This window comes from uncultured Christiangramia sp., from assembly GCF_913046405.1.
GTDB lineage: Bacteria > Bacteroidota > Bacteroidia > Flavobacteriales > Flavobacteriaceae > Christiangramia > Christiangramia marina.
This window is the reverse complement of record NZ_CAJWRQ010000014.1, coordinates 1-16,842: the sequence shown is the minus strand read 5'-3', so window position 1 is coordinate 16,842 and position 16,842 is coordinate 1. Positions and strand designations below refer to the sequence as shown.

15 protein-coding genes and 1 other RNA gene are annotated in these 16,842 nt (G+C 38.1%); 4 read left to right on the top strand and 12 right to left on the bottom strand.

The genetic code is table 11. The features are described 5' to 3' along the window. Window positions 1-18 precede the first annotated feature (18 nt). From QZ620_RS03400 to ssrA, 3 genes are all read right to left on the bottom strand, one after another. Window positions 19-1,341 (bottom strand): sigma-54 dependent transcriptional regulator, encoded by a 1,323-nt coding sequence (locus tag QZ620_RS03400; protein ID WP_295179101.1) that lies wholly within the window; start codon window positions 1,339-1,341, stop codon window positions 19-21. A gap of 3 nt (window positions 1,342-1,344) precedes the next feature. Then, window positions 1,345-2,442: a HAMP domain-containing sensor histidine kinase gene (locus QZ620_RS03395; protein ID WP_295179099.1), complete on the bottom strand. Its 1,098-nt coding sequence runs from the start codon at window positions 2,440-2,442 to the stop codon at window positions 1,345-1,347. 1,303 nt (window positions 2,443-3,745) lie between these two features. Continuing rightward, window positions 3,746-4,145, bottom strand: a transfer-messenger RNA (tmRNA) gene (ssrA, locus tag QZ620_RS03390). 291 nt (window positions 4,146-4,436) lie between these two features. Between ssrA and QZ620_RS03385 the strand changes: the two genes are divergently transcribed. Both QZ620_RS03385 and QZ620_RS03380 read left to right on the top strand, forming a co-directional pair. Then, window positions 4,437-5,645: an NAD(P)-dependent oxidoreductase gene (locus QZ620_RS03385; protein WP_295179097.1), complete on the top strand. Its 1,209-nt coding sequence runs from the start codon at window positions 4,437-4,439 to the stop codon at window positions 5,643-5,645. Further along, window positions 5,632-6,480 carry an endonuclease/exonuclease/phosphatase family protein gene (locus QZ620_RS03380; RefSeq protein ID WP_295179095.1) on the top strand — a complete coding sequence of 283 codons (849 nt, stop codon included), beginning with the start codon at window positions 5,632-5,634 and terminating at the stop codon, window positions 6,478-6,480. The genes QZ620_RS03385 and QZ620_RS03380 overlap by 14 nt, the downstream gene beginning before the upstream one ends. Before the next feature lie 118 nt (window positions 6,481-6,598). Here the strand turns inward: QZ620_RS03380 and QZ620_RS13850 are convergent, their stop codons facing one another. The 9 genes from QZ620_RS13850 to kdsA form a co-directional block, all read right to left on the bottom strand. After that, window positions 6,599-6,730, bottom strand: a complete 132-nt coding sequence (locus QZ620_RS13850) for a hypothetical protein (protein WP_366935430.1) — start codon at window positions 6,728-6,730, stop codon at window positions 6,599-6,601. Next, a complete protein-coding gene (locus QZ620_RS13845; protein WP_366935429.1) occupies window positions 6,730-7,203 on the bottom strand; it encodes an MBL fold metallo-hydrolase in 474 nt (157 codons plus the stop codon). The genes QZ620_RS13850 and QZ620_RS13845 overlap by 1 nt, the downstream gene beginning before the upstream one ends. A 224-nt stretch (window positions 7,204-7,427) precedes the next feature. Next, complete coding sequence (locus QZ620_RS03370) at window positions 7,428-7,712, bottom strand: hypothetical protein (protein ID WP_295179094.1); 285 nt, start codon at window positions 7,710-7,712, stop codon at window positions 7,428-7,430. Window positions 7,713-7,813: 101 nt separating this feature from the next. Beyond that, window positions 7,814-9,169 (bottom strand): mechanosensitive ion channel, encoded by a 1,356-nt coding sequence (locus QZ620_RS03365; RefSeq protein ID WP_295179092.1) that lies wholly within the window; start codon window positions 9,167-9,169, stop codon window positions 7,814-7,816. A gap of 155 nt (window positions 9,170-9,324) precedes the next feature. Next, entirely contained in the window at window positions 9,325-10,179 is an 855-nt protein-coding gene (locus QZ620_RS03360) for a universal stress protein (protein ID WP_295179090.1), read from the bottom strand. Next, window positions 10,179-11,807: a BCCT family transporter gene (locus QZ620_RS03355; RefSeq protein ID WP_295179088.1), complete on the bottom strand. Its 1,629-nt coding sequence runs from the start codon at window positions 11,805-11,807 to the stop codon at window positions 10,179-10,181. Before QZ620_RS03355 ends, QZ620_RS03360 begins: the two co-directional genes overlap by 1 nt. 18 nt (window positions 11,808-11,825) lie before the next feature. Then, window positions 11,826-12,932, bottom strand: coding sequence for a hypothetical protein (locus tag QZ620_RS03350; RefSeq protein WP_295179138.1), 1,107 nt, complete (start codon window positions 12,930-12,932; stop codon window positions 11,826-11,828). Window positions 12,933-13,003: 71 nt separating this feature from the next. Beyond that, the gene (locus QZ620_RS03345; RefSeq protein WP_295179086.1) at window positions 13,004-14,140 is read right to left on the bottom strand and encodes a porin; all 1,137 of its coding nucleotides are present in this window, start codon (window positions 14,138-14,140) and stop codon (window positions 13,004-13,006) included. Window positions 14,141-14,241: 101 nt separating this feature from the next. Beyond that, complete coding sequence (gene kdsA, locus QZ620_RS03340; protein ID WP_295179084.1) at window positions 14,242-15,060, bottom strand: 3-deoxy-8-phosphooctulonate synthase; 819 nt, start codon at window positions 15,058-15,060, stop codon at window positions 14,242-14,244. 123 nt (window positions 15,061-15,183) lie between these two features. Here kdsA and QZ620_RS03335 point away from each other — a divergent pair, with 123 nt between their 5' ends. Beyond that, on the top strand, window positions 15,184-15,669 hold the full coding sequence (locus QZ620_RS03335; RefSeq protein ID WP_295179082.1) for a DinB family protein: 486 nt from the start codon (window positions 15,184-15,186) through the stop codon (window positions 15,667-15,669). 185 nt (window positions 15,670-15,854) lie between these two features. After that, on the top strand, window positions 15,855-16,842 hold a 988-nt coding region (locus tag QZ620_RS03330; protein ID WP_295179081.1), incomplete at its 3' end, for a GTP-binding protein.

The window sequence follows — 16,842 nt, the reverse complement described above, 5'->3', positions numbered from 1 at the left end:
ACCGGTACTAAGTGATCGTTAGTTTAGCTTTTTTCGAAGTGTTTTACGATCGATTTGGAGAATTTCGGCTGCTTTGGTTTTATTATTATCCACACTGGCCATTATTTTAAGAATATGTTCCATTTCCACTTCCTTCAAGGATTTTGAAGTAGAATTATGATCTGGAACCGGGTATTTGAGATGATCTGGAAGTTGTTCTAAATCGATACAGTCTTCGCTCATAATAATAGCTCTTTGAACCACATTTTCCAGTTCACGTACATTTCCAGGCCAGTTATATCTTTCCAATATTTCCAGGGCTTTTGGAGTGAATTCTATTCGTGGTCTGGCATATTCTGAAGCATATTTTCGAAGAAAATTCTTAGCGAGTAGCGCGATATCACTTTTATGGTCCCGAAGTGGTGGAGTTTCGATATTCACGACATTTAACCTGTAATAGAGATCTTCTCTAAAACTACCTTTTTCGACCATATGGAGGAGGTCACTATTCGTTGCAGCGACTATGCGGAGTTCTATTTTTTTAGCTTTCTGTTCTCCAATTCTTCGAACTTCTTTCTCCTGAAGTACTCTCAACAACCGTGTTTGAACGGTTAATGGAGCAGTGCCAATTTCATCCAGAAATATTGTACCACCGGCGGCAGCCTGAAAAAAACCGGGTCGATCCTCATTCGCTCCTGTAAATGCTCCTTTCCTATAACCAAAAAGTTCGGCTTCCAGAAGTTCTCCCGGGATAGCACCACAGTTAACAGCGATAAAAGGGTTTGCAGCAAAGGAACCTTTATAGTGAATAGCTCGTGCAACCAGTTCTTTGCCCGTCCCGCTTTCGCCCTCAATTAATACGGTAGCGCGGTTATTCTTAACCCGTTCTATGAGATCGATAAGTTGTTCGATCTTTTCTGAATTACCTACAATTCCCGCATAAGCGGTTGCTCTGTTAGTGGATGGAATTTTAACCTCAGAATTCTGGGATTTTTCAGGAAGTGATCTTTCTACAGATTGTTTTAATTCTTCCGCAGTAAATGGTTTTACGATATAATCCAGTGCACCAGATCGCATGGCATTCAATGCGCCGTCCATGGATGGATATCCGGTGATGACCAGCTTCGGAACTTTGGGAAAATGCTCTTCTACATATTTTATGAGTTCCATTCCACCAATACCAGGCATTTGCAGATCGGTAATAAGTAGATCCACGGCATTGAATTTTAGAATATCGATGGCTTCCTTTACTGAAGCCGCCTTGTAAGAGTGAAAGTGTTGCTCCTGAAGTTGACGTTGTACTAATTCAAGCATGTCATAATCATCATCAACTATGAGAATATTGGCCTTTTTTAGCAACATAACTTACATTTTTAGAGGTAGCTTAATTTGAAAAACAGAACCCGTAGGTTTATTATCAAAGTTAATGATTTCTCCTTGATGACTTTTAATAATTCCATGAACCACACTAAGTCCTAACCCGGAACCTTCGCCTACAGGTTTTGTAGTGAAAAATGGTTCGTAGATCCTGGCATTTAGATCGGCTGGAATACCAGGTCCCTGGTCTTGAATTTCCATTATAAAATGGGAAGCCGTGTTCGTTACTTGAATAGAGATGAGGCTTTTTTCAGGGGAAGCATAAATAGCATTTATAAGCAGATTAAAAAGTACCTGGGTAAACTGAATCGTATCAATTTGAGCTTCCAGATCGGGATTTTCAATTTTAAATTTATGAGTAACCTCTGCTTTGTAAAAATTTTGAGATAGTAATTTTAATGCCTGGTCAATGATTGGTTTGATCTGAACAAACTCTTGATGCCGCGGCATTTCACAAGCAAAGAACATCAATTTTTTTACAATTTCGCGAGAATAAATAGCTGCTTTAATGATCTTGCCTGCATCTTTTCTGGTTTGATTTTCCAGAGTTTTTGATTTGATCAATTCAGCAAAACCCAGAATATTTCCAAGAGGTGTATTTAGTTCATGGGCAATCCCCGCAGTAATTTCTCCTAAAATGGAAAGTCTGTCATTTCTTTCTGCACTTCTCTTTAAAATTTCTTCCTTTCTGGCGATTTCTCTTCGTTCAAAAAATTCACTGATCTCGATCGATATCTTGTTCAAAAGTTTTTGTTCTTCTTTCAGAAAGTATGCGCTTTTTAGCTTTGTAGTATCATAATATACCTTGATCGATCCTTTAGTCTCATTGAAAAGGGTGATAATGCTTTCCTGAACAATAGAATTTTCTGGAATATTTGAAGTTGAAATGTGAAGCTCATCTAGTTTCAGTTCAACAATCGCATGGTTTGGGTAGAACCAGGCTTTTTTTGTGATCTCACAAATTTCTTCCATCGTGTTATCAACTGAATCTGAATGTTTACGAATCGCGGAGGATACTTCGTAAAGGCAGGACAGTTCCTTGATGCGTTCTTCGAGCTTTTTAGATAAGGAGATTTCTTTCGGCATTTATATAGATTTTCGAACAGAATGATTCTATTATTCCAAAATTTAAGGATAACTATATGATGGTTCCACGATCGTTAAAGATCAAGAAATATTATATAATTAGACTGGGAACGATGCTGAAGTTAATTATTTTCTTTCAGGACTTTTTGCGATCAGCTATAAATATAATCTTCCCAACAAGTTTTAAAAATAACGTTGAGGCATTCTTTAAAATTGAAATTTTGGATTACGTCATGTTGCCCACTCGATTTTCCAGTAAGGAGTATTCCATATTTAGCGCAATTTCAGCAATAAAAGCACGAATCATTTATAATAGTTATTTAAGTACTCAGATCTGAACGGTTATTGTCATTTAAAAAAGTGTTCATTTCTGGGTCAGTTATTTAAAACCAAAAAAATCCTGCTTGAGTCAATTCGGTAGGATTTCTTTGATTCAAATCACAATGCAATTTTGAGTGATTGTCGAACTTGTTTTGTCTTGATTTTACTTAACCGTTATGTTTTTTAAAAGCCTGACTTGTTAGAAAACTTAAAATTTTATCATTTGATAATATACTAAGCAATATGTAATCCTATCACTTTAGATTGCCACCGGGTCTGTAAAAGATAATCCATATCAAAAAAGGATTCATTAGTATACTTTTCTTGTTATTTTCAGGAAAATTTAAATATGAGAAATTTTTTTATTCTAATTTTCTGTGCATTTGGCTCGATGGTCTATTCGCAAGATCATTGTAAAGTTAGAGCAGATATTTCATACACTAGTTCGGAAAAAGAGTATAAAATCGAACTTGACAGAAGGCAAAATGTCTCTAGTTTAATCATATATAAGCTCTCTTCGGAAAGAAAAAGCTATAGTCTGCGTGATCAAAAAAGAGTAGATGAATTACGTGGAAAGTGGAAAACTGCTGAAGAGCATAGATAACTCGAAAAAATAAGAAATAGATATAAAATTTTCGATAAGGATTCTATTTTAATTTCTAATAATAGTATAACCTTCAAATATTCTGACTCCCTATTATTCCACAGTGTGAAATTTCTGAAGGAAAAATTAAATCAACCAGTATTTACCGATGCTATGTATGTAGAGATTTATGAAAATGGACTTCAAAAGTATAAAGTCTATAATCCTCAGACAGATATTTATTCAATCGTTTATTACTTTATTCAATCGGCATTACAAGAATACTGGCAGAAGGTTTCAAAACCTATCCTAAGGAAAGATTATACTTCTATTTATTAGACCCCTAAATTGTTACCTAAAAACAAAAAACCCCGTAAACACTATGCTTACGGGGTTATTAAGTGGAGTCGGAGGGGTTCGAACCCTCGTCCAAACAAGCAATTCAGATGCTTTCTACACGTTTAGTTTTCACTTGATTGTCGATGCAAAGCCGGCCGAAAACCACCAACTTTACACGTATTCTCGATTAAGTTTCAGAAACTCATCAAGACCCTGAGCTTCCTATATTTACTTTATCGGTGCCTCTGTTGTGGATGCCGTAAATCAAGGCCTCCACGAGACATCTCGGCTCCCTGCCTTGCAGGGACTAAGTATAACCTACTGTAATTCGGTTACGCAGCCAAGGCGTAGTTATTCTCGCCGTTTGAAAAAGTGTGAAACATGAGATTTAAGAGCTATATTCCGGCGCTCTACGTGCTTACAACTCAATTAGACTCGCTGTCAAAACCAAGTCGACCCCATAAAATAATAAACATTTTTCTTTGTAATCTTCTGGGCGTTCCGCTCCTACCTTCGCACTTCGACAAGCTCAGGGCTCAGGGCCTCGCGGCGGGCTATACGCTTCAATCTTTTTGCTCATACTTCACAAAAAGGATTTCCACTGCTATCCCTAACGCAACTACTATCTATTTCAAATAATAGCATTCAGAATTTCAAAGCATAGCCGATCTCAAAGAGTTCGGGCCTGCAAAGATACTCATTTTAATTTATATCTTTGAGACACATCAAATTCTACAAAAGCTATACCATAATGATAAAATTCGCCCTAATAAGGGAGCGAAAAACTCCACCAGACAGGCGTGTGGTTTTTTCTCCTCAAATGCTTCAGGAAGCCCAGAAACAGTTTCCGCAGGCAGTATTCAAAGTCGAAAGTTCTGATATCAGGATATTTAGCGACCAGCAATACAGAGAGGCTGGTTTTGAGGTAAGCGATGATGTGACAGATTGTGATGTGCTAATAGGAGTAAAGGAAGTTCCAATTCCAGATCTGGTACCTGACAAAAAGTACTTTTTCTTTTCTCATACGATCAAAAAGCAGCCATATAATCGTGATTTGCTTCGTGAAGTTCTGGAAAGAAGAATCGAATTGTACGATCATGAGGTCATCACCAATAAGAATAATGGCCGGTTGATTGGCTTTGGTCGTTATGCGGGTTTAGTAGGTGCTTATAATGGGATTCGAATGATTGGTAAGAAGGAAGATCTGTTTGATCTTCCCAAAGCAGAAGATCTTCCAGATCTCGATTCACTTTTGAAAGAACTGGATAGGATAGATCTTCCTAAGTACAAATTTGTACTAACCGGAAGTGGTAAAGTTGCGCACGGAGCCAGGGAAATTCTGGAGCATTTAAAAATAAAACAGGTCGACCCAGAAACTTACCTGGTGCATGAGTTCGATGAACCGGTGTTTTGTCATATTGATGTGTTGGATTACGCCAAACGCAAGGATAAGGCTGAAGGCAGTCGGATGGAATTCTATAAAGTTCCGCAGAATTACGATCCAGATTTTATGAAATTTGCAAAAACCAGTGATGTCTTTATTGCTGGTCATTTTTACGGAGAAGGTGCTCCAGTGTTCTATTCCGAAGAAGATATGCAGCATAAAGATTTCAGAATAAAATATGTGGCAGATATTTCCTGTGACATCGCCGGACCCATAGCGAGTACTATACGACCATCCACGATAGCGGAACCTTTTTATGGTGTCGACTTAATCACTAATGCTGAGGTAGATTTCAAAAGTAAAAATGCTCTGGCCGTAATGGCTGTAGATAATTTGCCATGTGAACTACCCAAAGATGCTAGCGAAGGTTTTGGAGAGATGTTTCTCAAACACGTAATTCCGTCATTTTTTAATGAGGATAAGGATACTATTCTTGGTAGATCTAAAATGACCGCAGATGGAAAATTGACCCCTTTGTACTCTTATTTACAGGATTTCGTAGATGGAAAAGAATAGAACGATGATCAAAATTATTAGCTTCTTAATAGTTCTGACAAGTGCATTTTGTAGAGCACAGGATATTAGCGTGATGAGTTATAATATCAAATACGCCAATGAGAATGACGGCGAGAATAGCTGGTCTAAGCGAAATGATTTTATTACAGATCAAATCCAGTTCTACGAACCTCAAATCCTGGGACTTCAGGAGGCGGTAAAAATTCAGATCGAGCATTTTTTAGCTGAGGTCGATGGTTACCAATCGATTGGAGTAGCCCGGGAAGATGGCCATAATAAAGGTGAATACACCGCGATACTTTACAAAACCGAAGATTTTGAAGTTGTAGAGTCCAGTACTTTCTGGCTTTCAGAAACTCCAGAAGCAGTTTCAACTGGATGGGACGCAGCATTGCCCAGGATCTGTACCTATGCACTTTTCAAAAATAAGAACAGCGGGAAAAAGTTCTGGGTATTCAACACTCATTTTGATCATATTGGCAAGAATGCCAGGACTGAAAGTGCTAAGTTGATCCTTAAAAAAATTGCAGAACTCAATACGAATCAACTTCCGGTATTTCTAATGGGTGACCTCAATTTAGAACCAGATGCAGAAGGCGTGATAAATATTCTGAAACAACTTCAGGATTCCAGGGAAATTGCACAAAATACATTCGGGCCACAGGGAACTTTTAATGGATTCCAATTCGATAAACCAGTCAATCGACGTATAGATTATGTTTTTGTGAATGACCAGATTAGTGTCAACAAATACGCTGTATTAACAGATTCGAATGATCTTAAATATCCTTCAGATCATTTCCCGATTTATATTGAAGCTGAATTCGAGGAATAATAGAGATAGTAAAAGCAACTTAGTTCCAAATATCTAATTTCAATAGAAAAAAGGTTGCAAAGTGCTTTCTTGTAGCGTAGTAAAGACTTTTTAACATAGTTTCTCTTGAATTAGAAATCTATTCAATTTCAATTACTTCTCCATCATTCGGTATAAATGTCTTCTCTAAAAGACCATTTTCTGCCAGTTTTTCACGTAGCTGAGTTCTGGTAGTGGGACAATGATTGACTGCTTCTAAATGGTTTGCCACTACAGATCCTGTGTAGCTTTGCTGAATTTTACAATATCTTCCATAGTCATTAACAAAGGTTGAAATAGATCCAACTGTGCTGTTCCACAAGCAACAACTGCGACATCTGGTTTATATTTATGCAGTACTTTCTCCACATCATTTGTGTAAATCGTGTCAGCACTCAAATACAATGATTTTTCGTTTGGAAGTTGAACGTAAAAACCCATTACATTTCCCATTGGTTTAGATACAAATCCATAACCGTGTTTTGCAGGGATACCCTCAATAGTTCCATCTAAAAAATTAGATTCCTGCCAGTAATTAACTGTATTCACCACTTTCAAACCTCGATTCTTCAGGTCTTTTTCGTCTTTGATACTGCAGGTAATTGGTGTCTGATTCGATTTAAGAAATTCTTCTCCGACAGCATCAAGATGGATGTAAATGAGTGATAAGACAATGTGTAGTCTTTCTAACGATCTCCATCGCATTAGTGGGTAAATCCAGGATTAGATTTCTTTTTGGTTTAAATCTGAATAGTGTAAAGGGTGGTCCCGCTGTTCCTCTTTCGCCTAACATAGGGTCCACTAGGATAAATTTATCCCCTGACTCTATTACCATCGTGGCATTACGTAAATGATGTATCTTTATTGAAATTGTTTTATTCTAATTGATTGATGTTCTATTTCTAACATCAACTTTCAAAATTTTAGATTCAACTACCAGCGAAAGGAGTGCCAAAAATTCCGACTGCAAGTTCTGCCCATATAATGAATAGTAATATAAGAATCGCCAGGCTTGCGATAATTCTGTTTTTTCTGTTTTTTAACTTGTAACGCACAAACTGAATAGCAAGTCCGCTTAGAAATAATAAACTTCCCATCACTAGAAAATCAAAACCACTCCAATTTACTTCTTTGGTTAATTGCATAGCCAACAAGGGAATGAGTAAAATTGTTGCTACTATAAACAAGGTGATAGTCAAATCTTTAGTTCTCATTTTGCTAAAATTATAATTCCTTTCAATAAAGTTAAGTATTTATACCTTACTGTATAAAAAAAAACCCGCAAAATTTGCGGGTTTTATATTCTAAATCTGGATTATAGATCCAGCCTGTTTTCATCAGACCTTCCCGGTGAAGGATTATCTGGCCTGTTTGGATTTGCAGGATCGTTGATATTTCCCGGTCTTGTTCCCGTATGTTCATCCTGTCTGGTGTTTCCAGTAATTCCGCTGGTACCTGGATTTTGAGGCGGATTCGTATTTCCACCATGCTGAATGTTGGAGTTATCATCCTTCAGTTTCTGCACGATCTCTTTAAAATGCTCGCCGGCAGCTTCACGTCCACCAAGTACATAACTCAGCGCTACCGCTACGGCAATTGCTCCAAGCGTAAGACCAAAAGCAAGTTCTACGATCTCATTAGCAATTCCCATCGTTTCTAGTGCGATTGCAAGAAACAATGCAAAAGAAGCCCAGCGAACAATCTTTGCTACGAAATTGCTTCCGTTCGCTTTACTCATACTGTTGTAAATAAGCAGTGAAATATAATTCCCTACCGCAAGAATGATCAATCCAAATAGAATTTGTCCTGTAAGAACAAGGATCTGGTCAAGAATCTCTGTTAATTGTGTAAGTCCTATGATTTCAACAGCGGTGATAATTCCGAAGAAAACAAGAAAGAAATAAACCAGGTTAGCCACCATTTTAGAAAGTGACTGGTCTTTCCCTATCATATTATGGATCTGTATCTTTTCCGCAGCGCGGTCCAGTCCCATACTTCTAAATAGGTCTTCCAGGAAGTTTGCAAGATATTTTCCACCCCAGATAAACACTGCTAGAATAATTGCAGCGATCAGGATTTCACCAATAAGTGCTGTAAAATCTGCAAGAATATCATTTGCAGGACCCGAAATCGCGTCCAAACCTAAAGCATTGAATGCCTGGATGAGGAAGGGAATAAAGATTACGATAAATACAACTTTCTTAAGAATATTGATAAGTTTATCGGTATCCTTAAAACCGGTTTTATCAACCATTCTATCCAGAAAAGTTCCTCCAATGTTGATAAGATTGGAGACAAATTTTGCCAGAATATACCCAATAAATCCAATAAGTATAGCTGCTACCAGATTCGGTATGAAGCCAAGAAATTCACTTACCATATTTTCCAGCGGAGTCAGCACCTGATCTACACCTAGAATTTCCAGAACGATCAGTATCACAATGATCATGATAACATAGTATACAATGTTGGCAAGAAAGACGTTGGTATCCTCAATCTTACCTTTTCCAAAGACACGCTCATCCCAGCGAGTTTTTTTAAGTAAGCGTACAATGACCGCTTTGATACCCTTGGCAATAAGCCAACCGATCAACAAGACCAGCAAAGCACCTAATAGATCTGGCAGAAAGTCGCTAATCCTGTCTGCAATATTTTCCAATTCGTTTCTCATAATTTAATTTGGTTAGTTAGACCGAATGAAATTAGGGGAATTGTAAGTCTATTGTTAATTGATTAACAATAGTTTAGGTTTTAAAATGTATAAAGCGTAATGAATTAACTGAAATCGTTAATTCATTACGCTTTTTTTTATTCGAATTAAAGAATCTACTTCGAGATCCAGACTGGAATATTTCGCTTCATTCTAAAGAGTTCACCTGCTACACTACCCACCAGCAATGATGAAAATACATTATTTCCTTTACTGGCAATAATTATAAGGTCTGCCTGTTCCTTGTAAGATTCCAGGACTAGACGTTCGGCGACACTAGCATCTTTAGCACGAAAGATCTTCGTGATGGAATCTCTTATGAGGTAGCGCTTTAAAAATTTATCAAATTTCTCCTGACTATGCTTCTGAATCTTTGGTAGCATCGCATCCTTCTCAATATATGGTGTAAACTGCATTGGAATAGAATACACATGGATGGACGAAACTCCGGCTCCGGTGTAGTTTGCGAGCGTAGAGGCTGTTTCAAAAGATTTAGCCGACTCGCGGGAAAAATCTGTTCCAACCCATATATTATTCATAGTAGCTAATGAATTCTCAGGAACAGAGACAATATCACATTTTAAAGTTTTCATCAGTTTTTCTGAGATTCCTCCAGAACCTTCGGTGATTCTTTTCTTTCCAACAATTACGAGATCGATCGCATATTTATGAACTACGTAGCTCATCAAACTTTCGGTATAAGGATCTTCGGATATTAAAACTTCAAATTCAGTAGAAGCTGAAAAATGCTGAGAAACCTTCTCGTCCAGCTCATCACTGATCATAGTCTCCAGATCCAGATCCTTCAACTGCTCCTGAAAAATTTCAGAAATTTCATATTTCTTAATATTATGTACAAAATATATCTTTTCAGGCTTCAGAGTATCGGCAAGGAAAGACGCATATTGAATGAGGGTGTCATCTATTGTGCTCAAATCCAGAGCTACCAGAATGTTGTTGACTTTCTTCATTACTGATTGGTTTTATTTTCATTCTTAACATTACGCTTCTGTACAATTTCAGAAACGATCTCTTCATAATTCTTCATCTGCTTTTCAGACTTCTTCTCTTCTATTTGCTCATGATCTTCCTTCAATCCTTTGTACAAAGAATAACACATGACCATAAGAATAATGGCGAAGGGAAGCCCGGTGACAATGGATGCGGTCTGTAATGCCTGCAAACCACCTCCAATGAGAAGCACGGCTGCCACTGCACCTTCAGTCACCGCCCAGAAAATTCGCTGTCCAACCGGAGCGTCGATCTTTCCACCGGTGGTCAAACTATCAATTACCAGTGATCCGGAATCTGAAGACGTGATAAAGAAACCTGCAATAAGTAAAATGGCGACCACATTAATTACCATCGATAATGGGTAATCCTGGAAAAATACAAAGAGGGCAGTAGCGATATCTGCATTTACAGCTTCACTTAAAACATTATTTCCAGACATGATCTGTTCAATAGCTACACTCCCGAAAGCAGACATCCAGAAGAATGTGACAATTGCCGGTACTAGTAGTACACCTAGAATAAATTCCCGAATCGTTCTTCCTTTAGAAATTCTGGCGATGAACATCCCAACGAAAGGAGACCATCCAATCCACCAACCCCAATAGAATACGGTCCAGTCATTTTGCCAGGTTCCATTAGTATAGGTTTCACTCCAGGTGGAGATTTCAAGGAAATTATATAAATAACTTCCTGTATTTTGAACAAAACTTCTGAAAATAAATAATGTAGGTCCTAATATAAGTGCAAGTATTAATAGAACGACAGCAATCCTCATGTTCCATTCACTCAGGATCTTTACTCCTTTGTCCACACCCAGAACTACGGAAGTAGTTGCGATCAAAGTAACAATTCCAATAATTATTACTTGTGTCGTAATACCGTCTGGAAGTCCAAATACATGGTTCAAACCTGAAGCGATCTGCTGAACTCCAAAGCCTAGCGAGGTTGCCAGACCAAATAATGTCGCCAGAACAGCGAAAATATCGATCACATCTCCAATTCTACCATAGATCCTGTCTCCAAGAAATGGATAGAAAATAGATCTGATAGTAAGAGGTAATCCACGAGAATAAGTGAAATACGCCAGCGATAGACCTACAAGCGCATAAACTGCCCAGGCATGGAATCCCCAGTGTAAAAACGTGAAGTTCATTGCTTCCTGAGCTGCTGCGGCGGTCCCTGCTACTTCAGTAGGCGGACTGTTAAAGTGCATCACAGGTTCACCAACCCCGAAGAAAAGAAGTCCGATTCCCATCCCGGCGCTAAATAACATAGCGAACCAGGAACCGGTTTTAAATTCTGGTTTCGCGCCCTGACCACCAATTCTCATATTTCCAAATTTTGATGCTGCCAGATAGATAAGGAACACCAGGAAAATATTAATGGAAAGAATAAAAAACCAGTCGGCATTTTCAGCAACTCCAAGCTGGAGATCACTGAAAAAACTTTCTGCTTGTTTATTGAAAATAAGCGTGAGCGTAATAATTGCAATAATGATAGCGGTAGAAGTAAAAAATACCGGACCGTTTACTTCAAGTCCAAATATTGATTTCTTTTCGTCGCTTCTGGTAACTTTTTTAGCCATAAATTAATTTAAGTCTGATTAAAAGTAATATCCTATGTTAATATTAAATCGGGCTTCCCATTTTGCGTCGGGATTCCCTGTGGAAAAATCATCTGCAAAATTTCCTCCCAGCCAGGATTGGTTATAACCGGCGGCATAATCTACATACGTATAGACCGGGCCTGAGGTGATAAGCATCCCTGTGACATTCATAAAGGAATCTTCAAAACTATCTACTTTCTTATCCTGGTATCCAAAGTCATTATAGAACTGGATATTGCTAATGGGTCCAAGTTCAACCGGAATGCTTTTGGAAAGCGCAATCGTGTAGATATTGAAGTCTGATGCTACTTCGTAAGGAAAACCATAAGCTCCCATTTTAATGATCTCCCTGGATTCCCCCGGTAAATTTTCGGGATCATGGTCTATATTCATCGCCTGCAACTTCACATTCCAGTTCTTATAGAACATCTCGTAATGTAACGCTAACCCGTAATGAGTTCCTGTTTTTTCTGTATCAAGGTTGTATAAACCTCCGTATTGAACGGAAGTTCCCAGTCTATTCTTGATGGAATCACCAAATTTATAGATTAGCTTTCCATTAAATTGATTCACCTCTTTATTTCTGCCAACGACATCATATGAATATCTATCTGGAGAAACTTCAGAAGTTCCACCAAAACGTAATTCTTCAGCATTTTTAAAAAAGGCAAGATTATATTCAAACTTATCATCAATATGAACATATTTCACTCCCATATCGTGGTCGTCTTCTAGCCCGAAATAATAGGTAAGATTGAAAAACCAGTTGTGAGAATTATATTGCTGTATTCCGAAGGGAACCTGTGCTAATCCAACCTGGATTTCCTCTTTTTCATTGAAACGATAACCAAGCCAGCCTTGCTTTAGAAAACCTCCGCCAAAAGATCGGGAATATAATCTGTATTCTGCGTCCACATAAATTCCCTGGTAAGATCCATTTACATTGACCCGGAACATATCATACCCAAAATCACCACCACGGTCTTTCTGTCCTTCTTTCCAGGAGGATAGATTGTAATTGAATCTAAGCGCTCCGCCAATTTTCAATTCCGGATCTTCCTGAGCAAAAGAGGACTCGAAGCTCATAAATGCAAATAGCATCATTAATAGCAAGCTGGAAGAAGTAGTTCTTAGCATTCTTTAACGGTTATATCTTAATAGTTAATCCTGAAATTCTAGAAGTAATATCCAATGTTGATATTAAATCGTGCTTCCCATTTAGCATCAGGGTCTCCAACTCCAAAATCATCGACGAAATTTCCTCCAAGCCAGGAATGATTGTAACCTGCAGCATAGTCTACAAAGCAATAAATAGGACCAGAGCTGAACAATACACCTGTAACATTCATGAAGGAATCAGTGAAACCTTTTTCTCTCTTATCCATAAAGCCGAAATCATTATAAATTTCCAGGTGTCTAAAAAGCTTTGTGTCAATATCTATATATCTGGAAACCCCGAGAGTATATATCTCGAATTTAGCTGCAGTGTCATAAGGGACACCATAAGCTCCAAGCAATAGTTTATTTCTTGGTTCACCGGGTGCATTAATTGGATTAAATCCGGCAGTCAAAATTTGCGTTTTTATTAGCCAGTCTTCAGTATGATACTGATGGTGGATCGCAAAGGCATACCGGTCACCAATTTCTTCGGTATCCAGATTATAGATGCCACCATATTTTGCAGAGGCACCAACCCGGTGTTTTTTGGTTCCTAATGGCTTCCAGATAAATTTACCATTTACCTGGTTGATCTCTTTATTTCTACCAACGATGTCATAAGAATACCTGTTAGAAGAATTTTCAGAATTGCTTCCAAATCGCAATTCTTCAGAATTTTTAAAGAAACCAAGATGATACTCATAATCATCATTCTCATAGGTATAGGTAATTCCCATGTCGTAATCATCTTCCAGACCCACATAATATGGTAGATTCAGAAAAAAGTTATTGGAGTTATAGCGTTCTATTCCAAATGGGACTTTGGCTAGACCTACTTCTATTTTGCTATTTTCATTCAATTCATAACCAACGACTCCATGCTTCAGGAAATCTCCTCCGAAGGCTTCAGAATAAAATCTGTACTCTGCATCTACATAAATTCCCTGGTATGCTCCATTTACATTCAATCTGAATAGGTCATACCCAAAATCTCCACCTCGATCTTTCTGTCCTTCTTTCCAGGAAGAGAGGTTGTAATTAAAGCGTAATGCCCCACCAATATCAACTTCAAGTTTTTCCTGTGAATAACCTGAGCTGAAAAAACATAAGGTAAGTGCTACCAGCAAACTCTGATAGAATTTCGTGTAAACCATTGATCTATATTTATTAGGCTATCCTAAGTTACAGGAATATCTGAAGATTTTCCGCTTATGATTTAAAAAAAAGAAACCGCTATAGGGCGGTTTTCAAAGTTTTAGAACGAATTGATGGTTTTTCGAATACTTACCAGGTTACTTAACAGATTCTCCAGGTATGCCAGATCGAGCATATTTGCACCATCACTTTTTGCGTTCGCAGGATCAAAATGAGTTTCGATAAAAAGTCCGTCAACATGATTCACCACTCCGGCACGGGCGATCGTTTCGATCATATCTGGTCGGCCACCGGTTACACCACTGCTCTGATTTGGCTGTTGTAAGGAGTGAGTAACATCAAGAACTGTAGTAGCAAATTCTCTCATCGTAGGAATTCCTCTAAAATCCACGATCATATCCTGATACCCAAACATGGTTCCACGATCTGTGACCATTACCTGCCCATTGTTACAATCGGTTACCTTGGTAACGGCATGCTTCATGGATTCCGGACTCATAAACTGTCCTTTCTTCAGGTTAACCACTTTGCCGGTTTCTGCCGCTGCGACTACAAGATCTGTCTGTCTAACCAAAAATGCAGGAATTTGCAGTACATCCACATATTCAGCAGCCATGTGGGCATCACTTACTTCGTGGATATCGGTAACTGTAGGAATCTCAAAAGTTTCAGAAACCTTGCGTAGGATCTTTAGAGCCTTCTCATCCCCAATTCCGGTAAAACTATCTATTCGACTACGGTTTGCCTTTTTAAAAGAACCTTTAAATATGTAAGGGATCTCCAGTTTAGAAGTGATCTCCACCACCTTTTCGGCAATTCGCAACGCCATCTCTTCACCTTCGATCGCACAAGGACCTGCAAGTAGAAAGAAATTATTGGAATCACTATGTTTTATCTGCGGAATTTTACTTAGTTCCATTTCGTTGTTTTTTGCAAAGATAGTTCAATTAATTACGCATCAAAAAATTGGGAGAACTCGATTTTGCTCAATCTTAGCAGGAAAAGCTTTAATTTAGAAAGAATTAACTATAAACTTAAGCTTATGAAGATCTATGAATTTCTTATTCCGCAGTTAAAACAGGAAACGGCACTTACTCTAAAATTTCTTAAGCGCATTCCAGAAGATCAATTGAACTGGAAACCTCATGAAAAATCTATGAGCATCAAAGAGCTCGCCAATCATTTAGCAGAGATTCCGTCATGGATTAGTGGTACTATGGATCATGGAAGTATGGATCTTTCAGGATATAAAGCACCTTCAGAATCAACTGTTTCAGAAATTATCGCAACGCTTCAGAAAAATTCCGAAGAAGCCATGAAAGCTTTGCAGAAACCAGACGAAGCTTATCAGGAAAACTGGAAAATGACAAAGGATGGTGAGATTTTAATGGAAATGCCTAAGTTTAATGTTTTACAGGCTATCGTGATGAACCAATTTCCGCATCACCGGGCGCAACTGGGTGTTTATTTTCGACTACTAGACTTACCGGTTCCTTCCACATATGGACCTTCTGCAGATGAGCAATAAACTGAATGAATTTTACTCGAAATTGTCATTTCCAGAATGTTTAAGCTTTTTCCATATTTAAGAAGTATAAATTCAGAATAGTATATAGATTAAAATAATTGATAATCAGCAAATTAAAATCTTTTAAAGATACGATGGATTAGCGAAAAATAGGTGTACATTTGCAGCCTTAAAAATAAGGCTTCATGACAGCTATTAGAAATATCGCGATTATCGCACACGTTGACCACGGTAAGACGACCCTGGTTGATAAAATAATGTATCACTGTGAATTGTTCCGTGATAACCAATCTACAGGTGATCTTATCCTGGACAACAATGATCTTGAAAGAGAGCGTGGAATCACGATTACTTCCAAGAACGTTTCAGTTGTTTATAAAGACACGAAAATCAATATCATTGATACTCCTGGTCACGCCGATTTTGGTGGTGAAGTAGAACGTGTTCTAAACATGGCAGATGGTGTTCTTCTATTAGTAGATGCTTTTGAAGGCCCTATGCCACAGACCAGATTCGTTTTGCAAAAAGCGATCGATCTTGGTTTAAAACCTTGTGTAGTTGTAAACAAAGTGGACAAAGAAAACTGTACTCCTGAAGAAGTTCATGAGAAGGTTTTTGATCTAATGTTCGAACTTGGTGCTGAAGAGTGGCAGTTGGATTTCCCAACAGTTTACGGATCTGCCAAGAACAACTGGATGAGTGACGACTGGAGAAATGAAACTGAAAATATTGAGCCGCTACTTGATATGGTAATGGAACATATTCCTGCACCTAAAGTAGATCTTGAAGGTTCTCCTCAAATGTTGATAACTTCTCTGGATTTCTCTTCATTTACAGGTCGTATCGCGATTGGTAGATTGCAAAGAGGAACTTTGAAAGAAGGTCAGCAGGTTTCTTTGGTGAAGCGTGATGGAAGCATTAAGAAAACAAGAATTAAAGAATTACATACTTTCGAAGGTTTAGGCCGTAGAAAGATTGAAGAAGTGCAGGCAGGTGATATTTGTGCTATCGTTGGACTGGAAGGATTCGAAATTGGTGATACTGTTGCCGATCTTGAAAATCCTGAAGGACTTAAGACGATCGCTATCGATGAGCCTACAATGAGCATGCTTTTCACTATTAACGATTCTCCTTTCTTCGGAAAAGATGGAAAGTTTGTGACTTCAAGACATA

What these genes read in the sequence shown, in the direction of transcription:
- QZ620_RS03400 (WP_295179101.1), bottom strand. Translation starts at nt 1,341, where the DNA reads ATGTTGCTAAAAAAGGCCAATATTCTCATAGTTGATGATGATTATGAC.
- QZ620_RS03395 (WP_295179099.1), bottom strand. Translation starts at nt 2,442, where the DNA reads ATGCCGAAAGAAATCTCCTTATCTAAAAAGCTCGAAGAACGCATCAAG.
- QZ620_RS03385 (WP_295179097.1), top strand. Translation starts at nt 4,437, where the DNA reads ATGATAAAATTCGCCCTAATAAGGGAGCGAAAAACTCCACCAGACAGG.
- QZ620_RS03380 (WP_295179095.1), top strand. Translation starts at nt 5,632, where the DNA reads ATGGAAAAGAATAGAACGATGATCAAAATTATTAGCTTCTTAATAGTT.
- QZ620_RS13845 (WP_366935429.1), bottom strand. Translation starts at nt 7,203, where the DNA reads ATGCGATGGAGATCGTTAGAAAGACTACACATTGTCTTATCACTCATT.
- QZ620_RS03370 (WP_295179094.1), bottom strand. Translation starts at nt 7,712, where the DNA reads ATGAGAACTAAAGATTTGACTATCACCTTGTTTATAGTAGCAACAATT.
- QZ620_RS03365 (WP_295179092.1), bottom strand. Translation starts at nt 9,169, where the DNA reads ATGAGAAACGAATTGGAAAATATTGCAGACAGGATTAGCGACTTTCTG.
- QZ620_RS03360 (WP_295179090.1), bottom strand. Translation starts at nt 10,179, where the DNA reads ATGAAGAAAGTCAACAACATTCTGGTAGCTCTGGATTTGAGCACAATA.
- QZ620_RS03355 (WP_295179088.1), bottom strand. Translation starts at nt 11,807, where the DNA reads ATGGCTAAAAAAGTTACCAGAAGCGACGAAAAGAAATCAATATTTGGA.
- QZ620_RS03350 (WP_295179138.1), bottom strand. Translation starts at nt 12,932, where the DNA reads ATGATGCTATTTGCATTTATGAGCTTCGAGTCCTCTTTTGCTCAGGAA.
- QZ620_RS03345 (WP_295179086.1), bottom strand. Translation starts at nt 14,140, where the DNA reads ATGGTTTACACGAAATTCTATCAGAGTTTGCTGGTAGCACTTACCTTA.
- kdsA (WP_295179084.1), bottom strand. Translation starts at nt 15,060, where the DNA reads ATGGAACTAAGTAAAATTCCGCAGATAAAACATAGTGATTCCAATAAT.
- QZ620_RS03335 (WP_295179082.1), top strand. Translation starts at nt 15,184, where the DNA reads ATGAAGATCTATGAATTTCTTATTCCGCAGTTAAAACAGGAAACGGCA.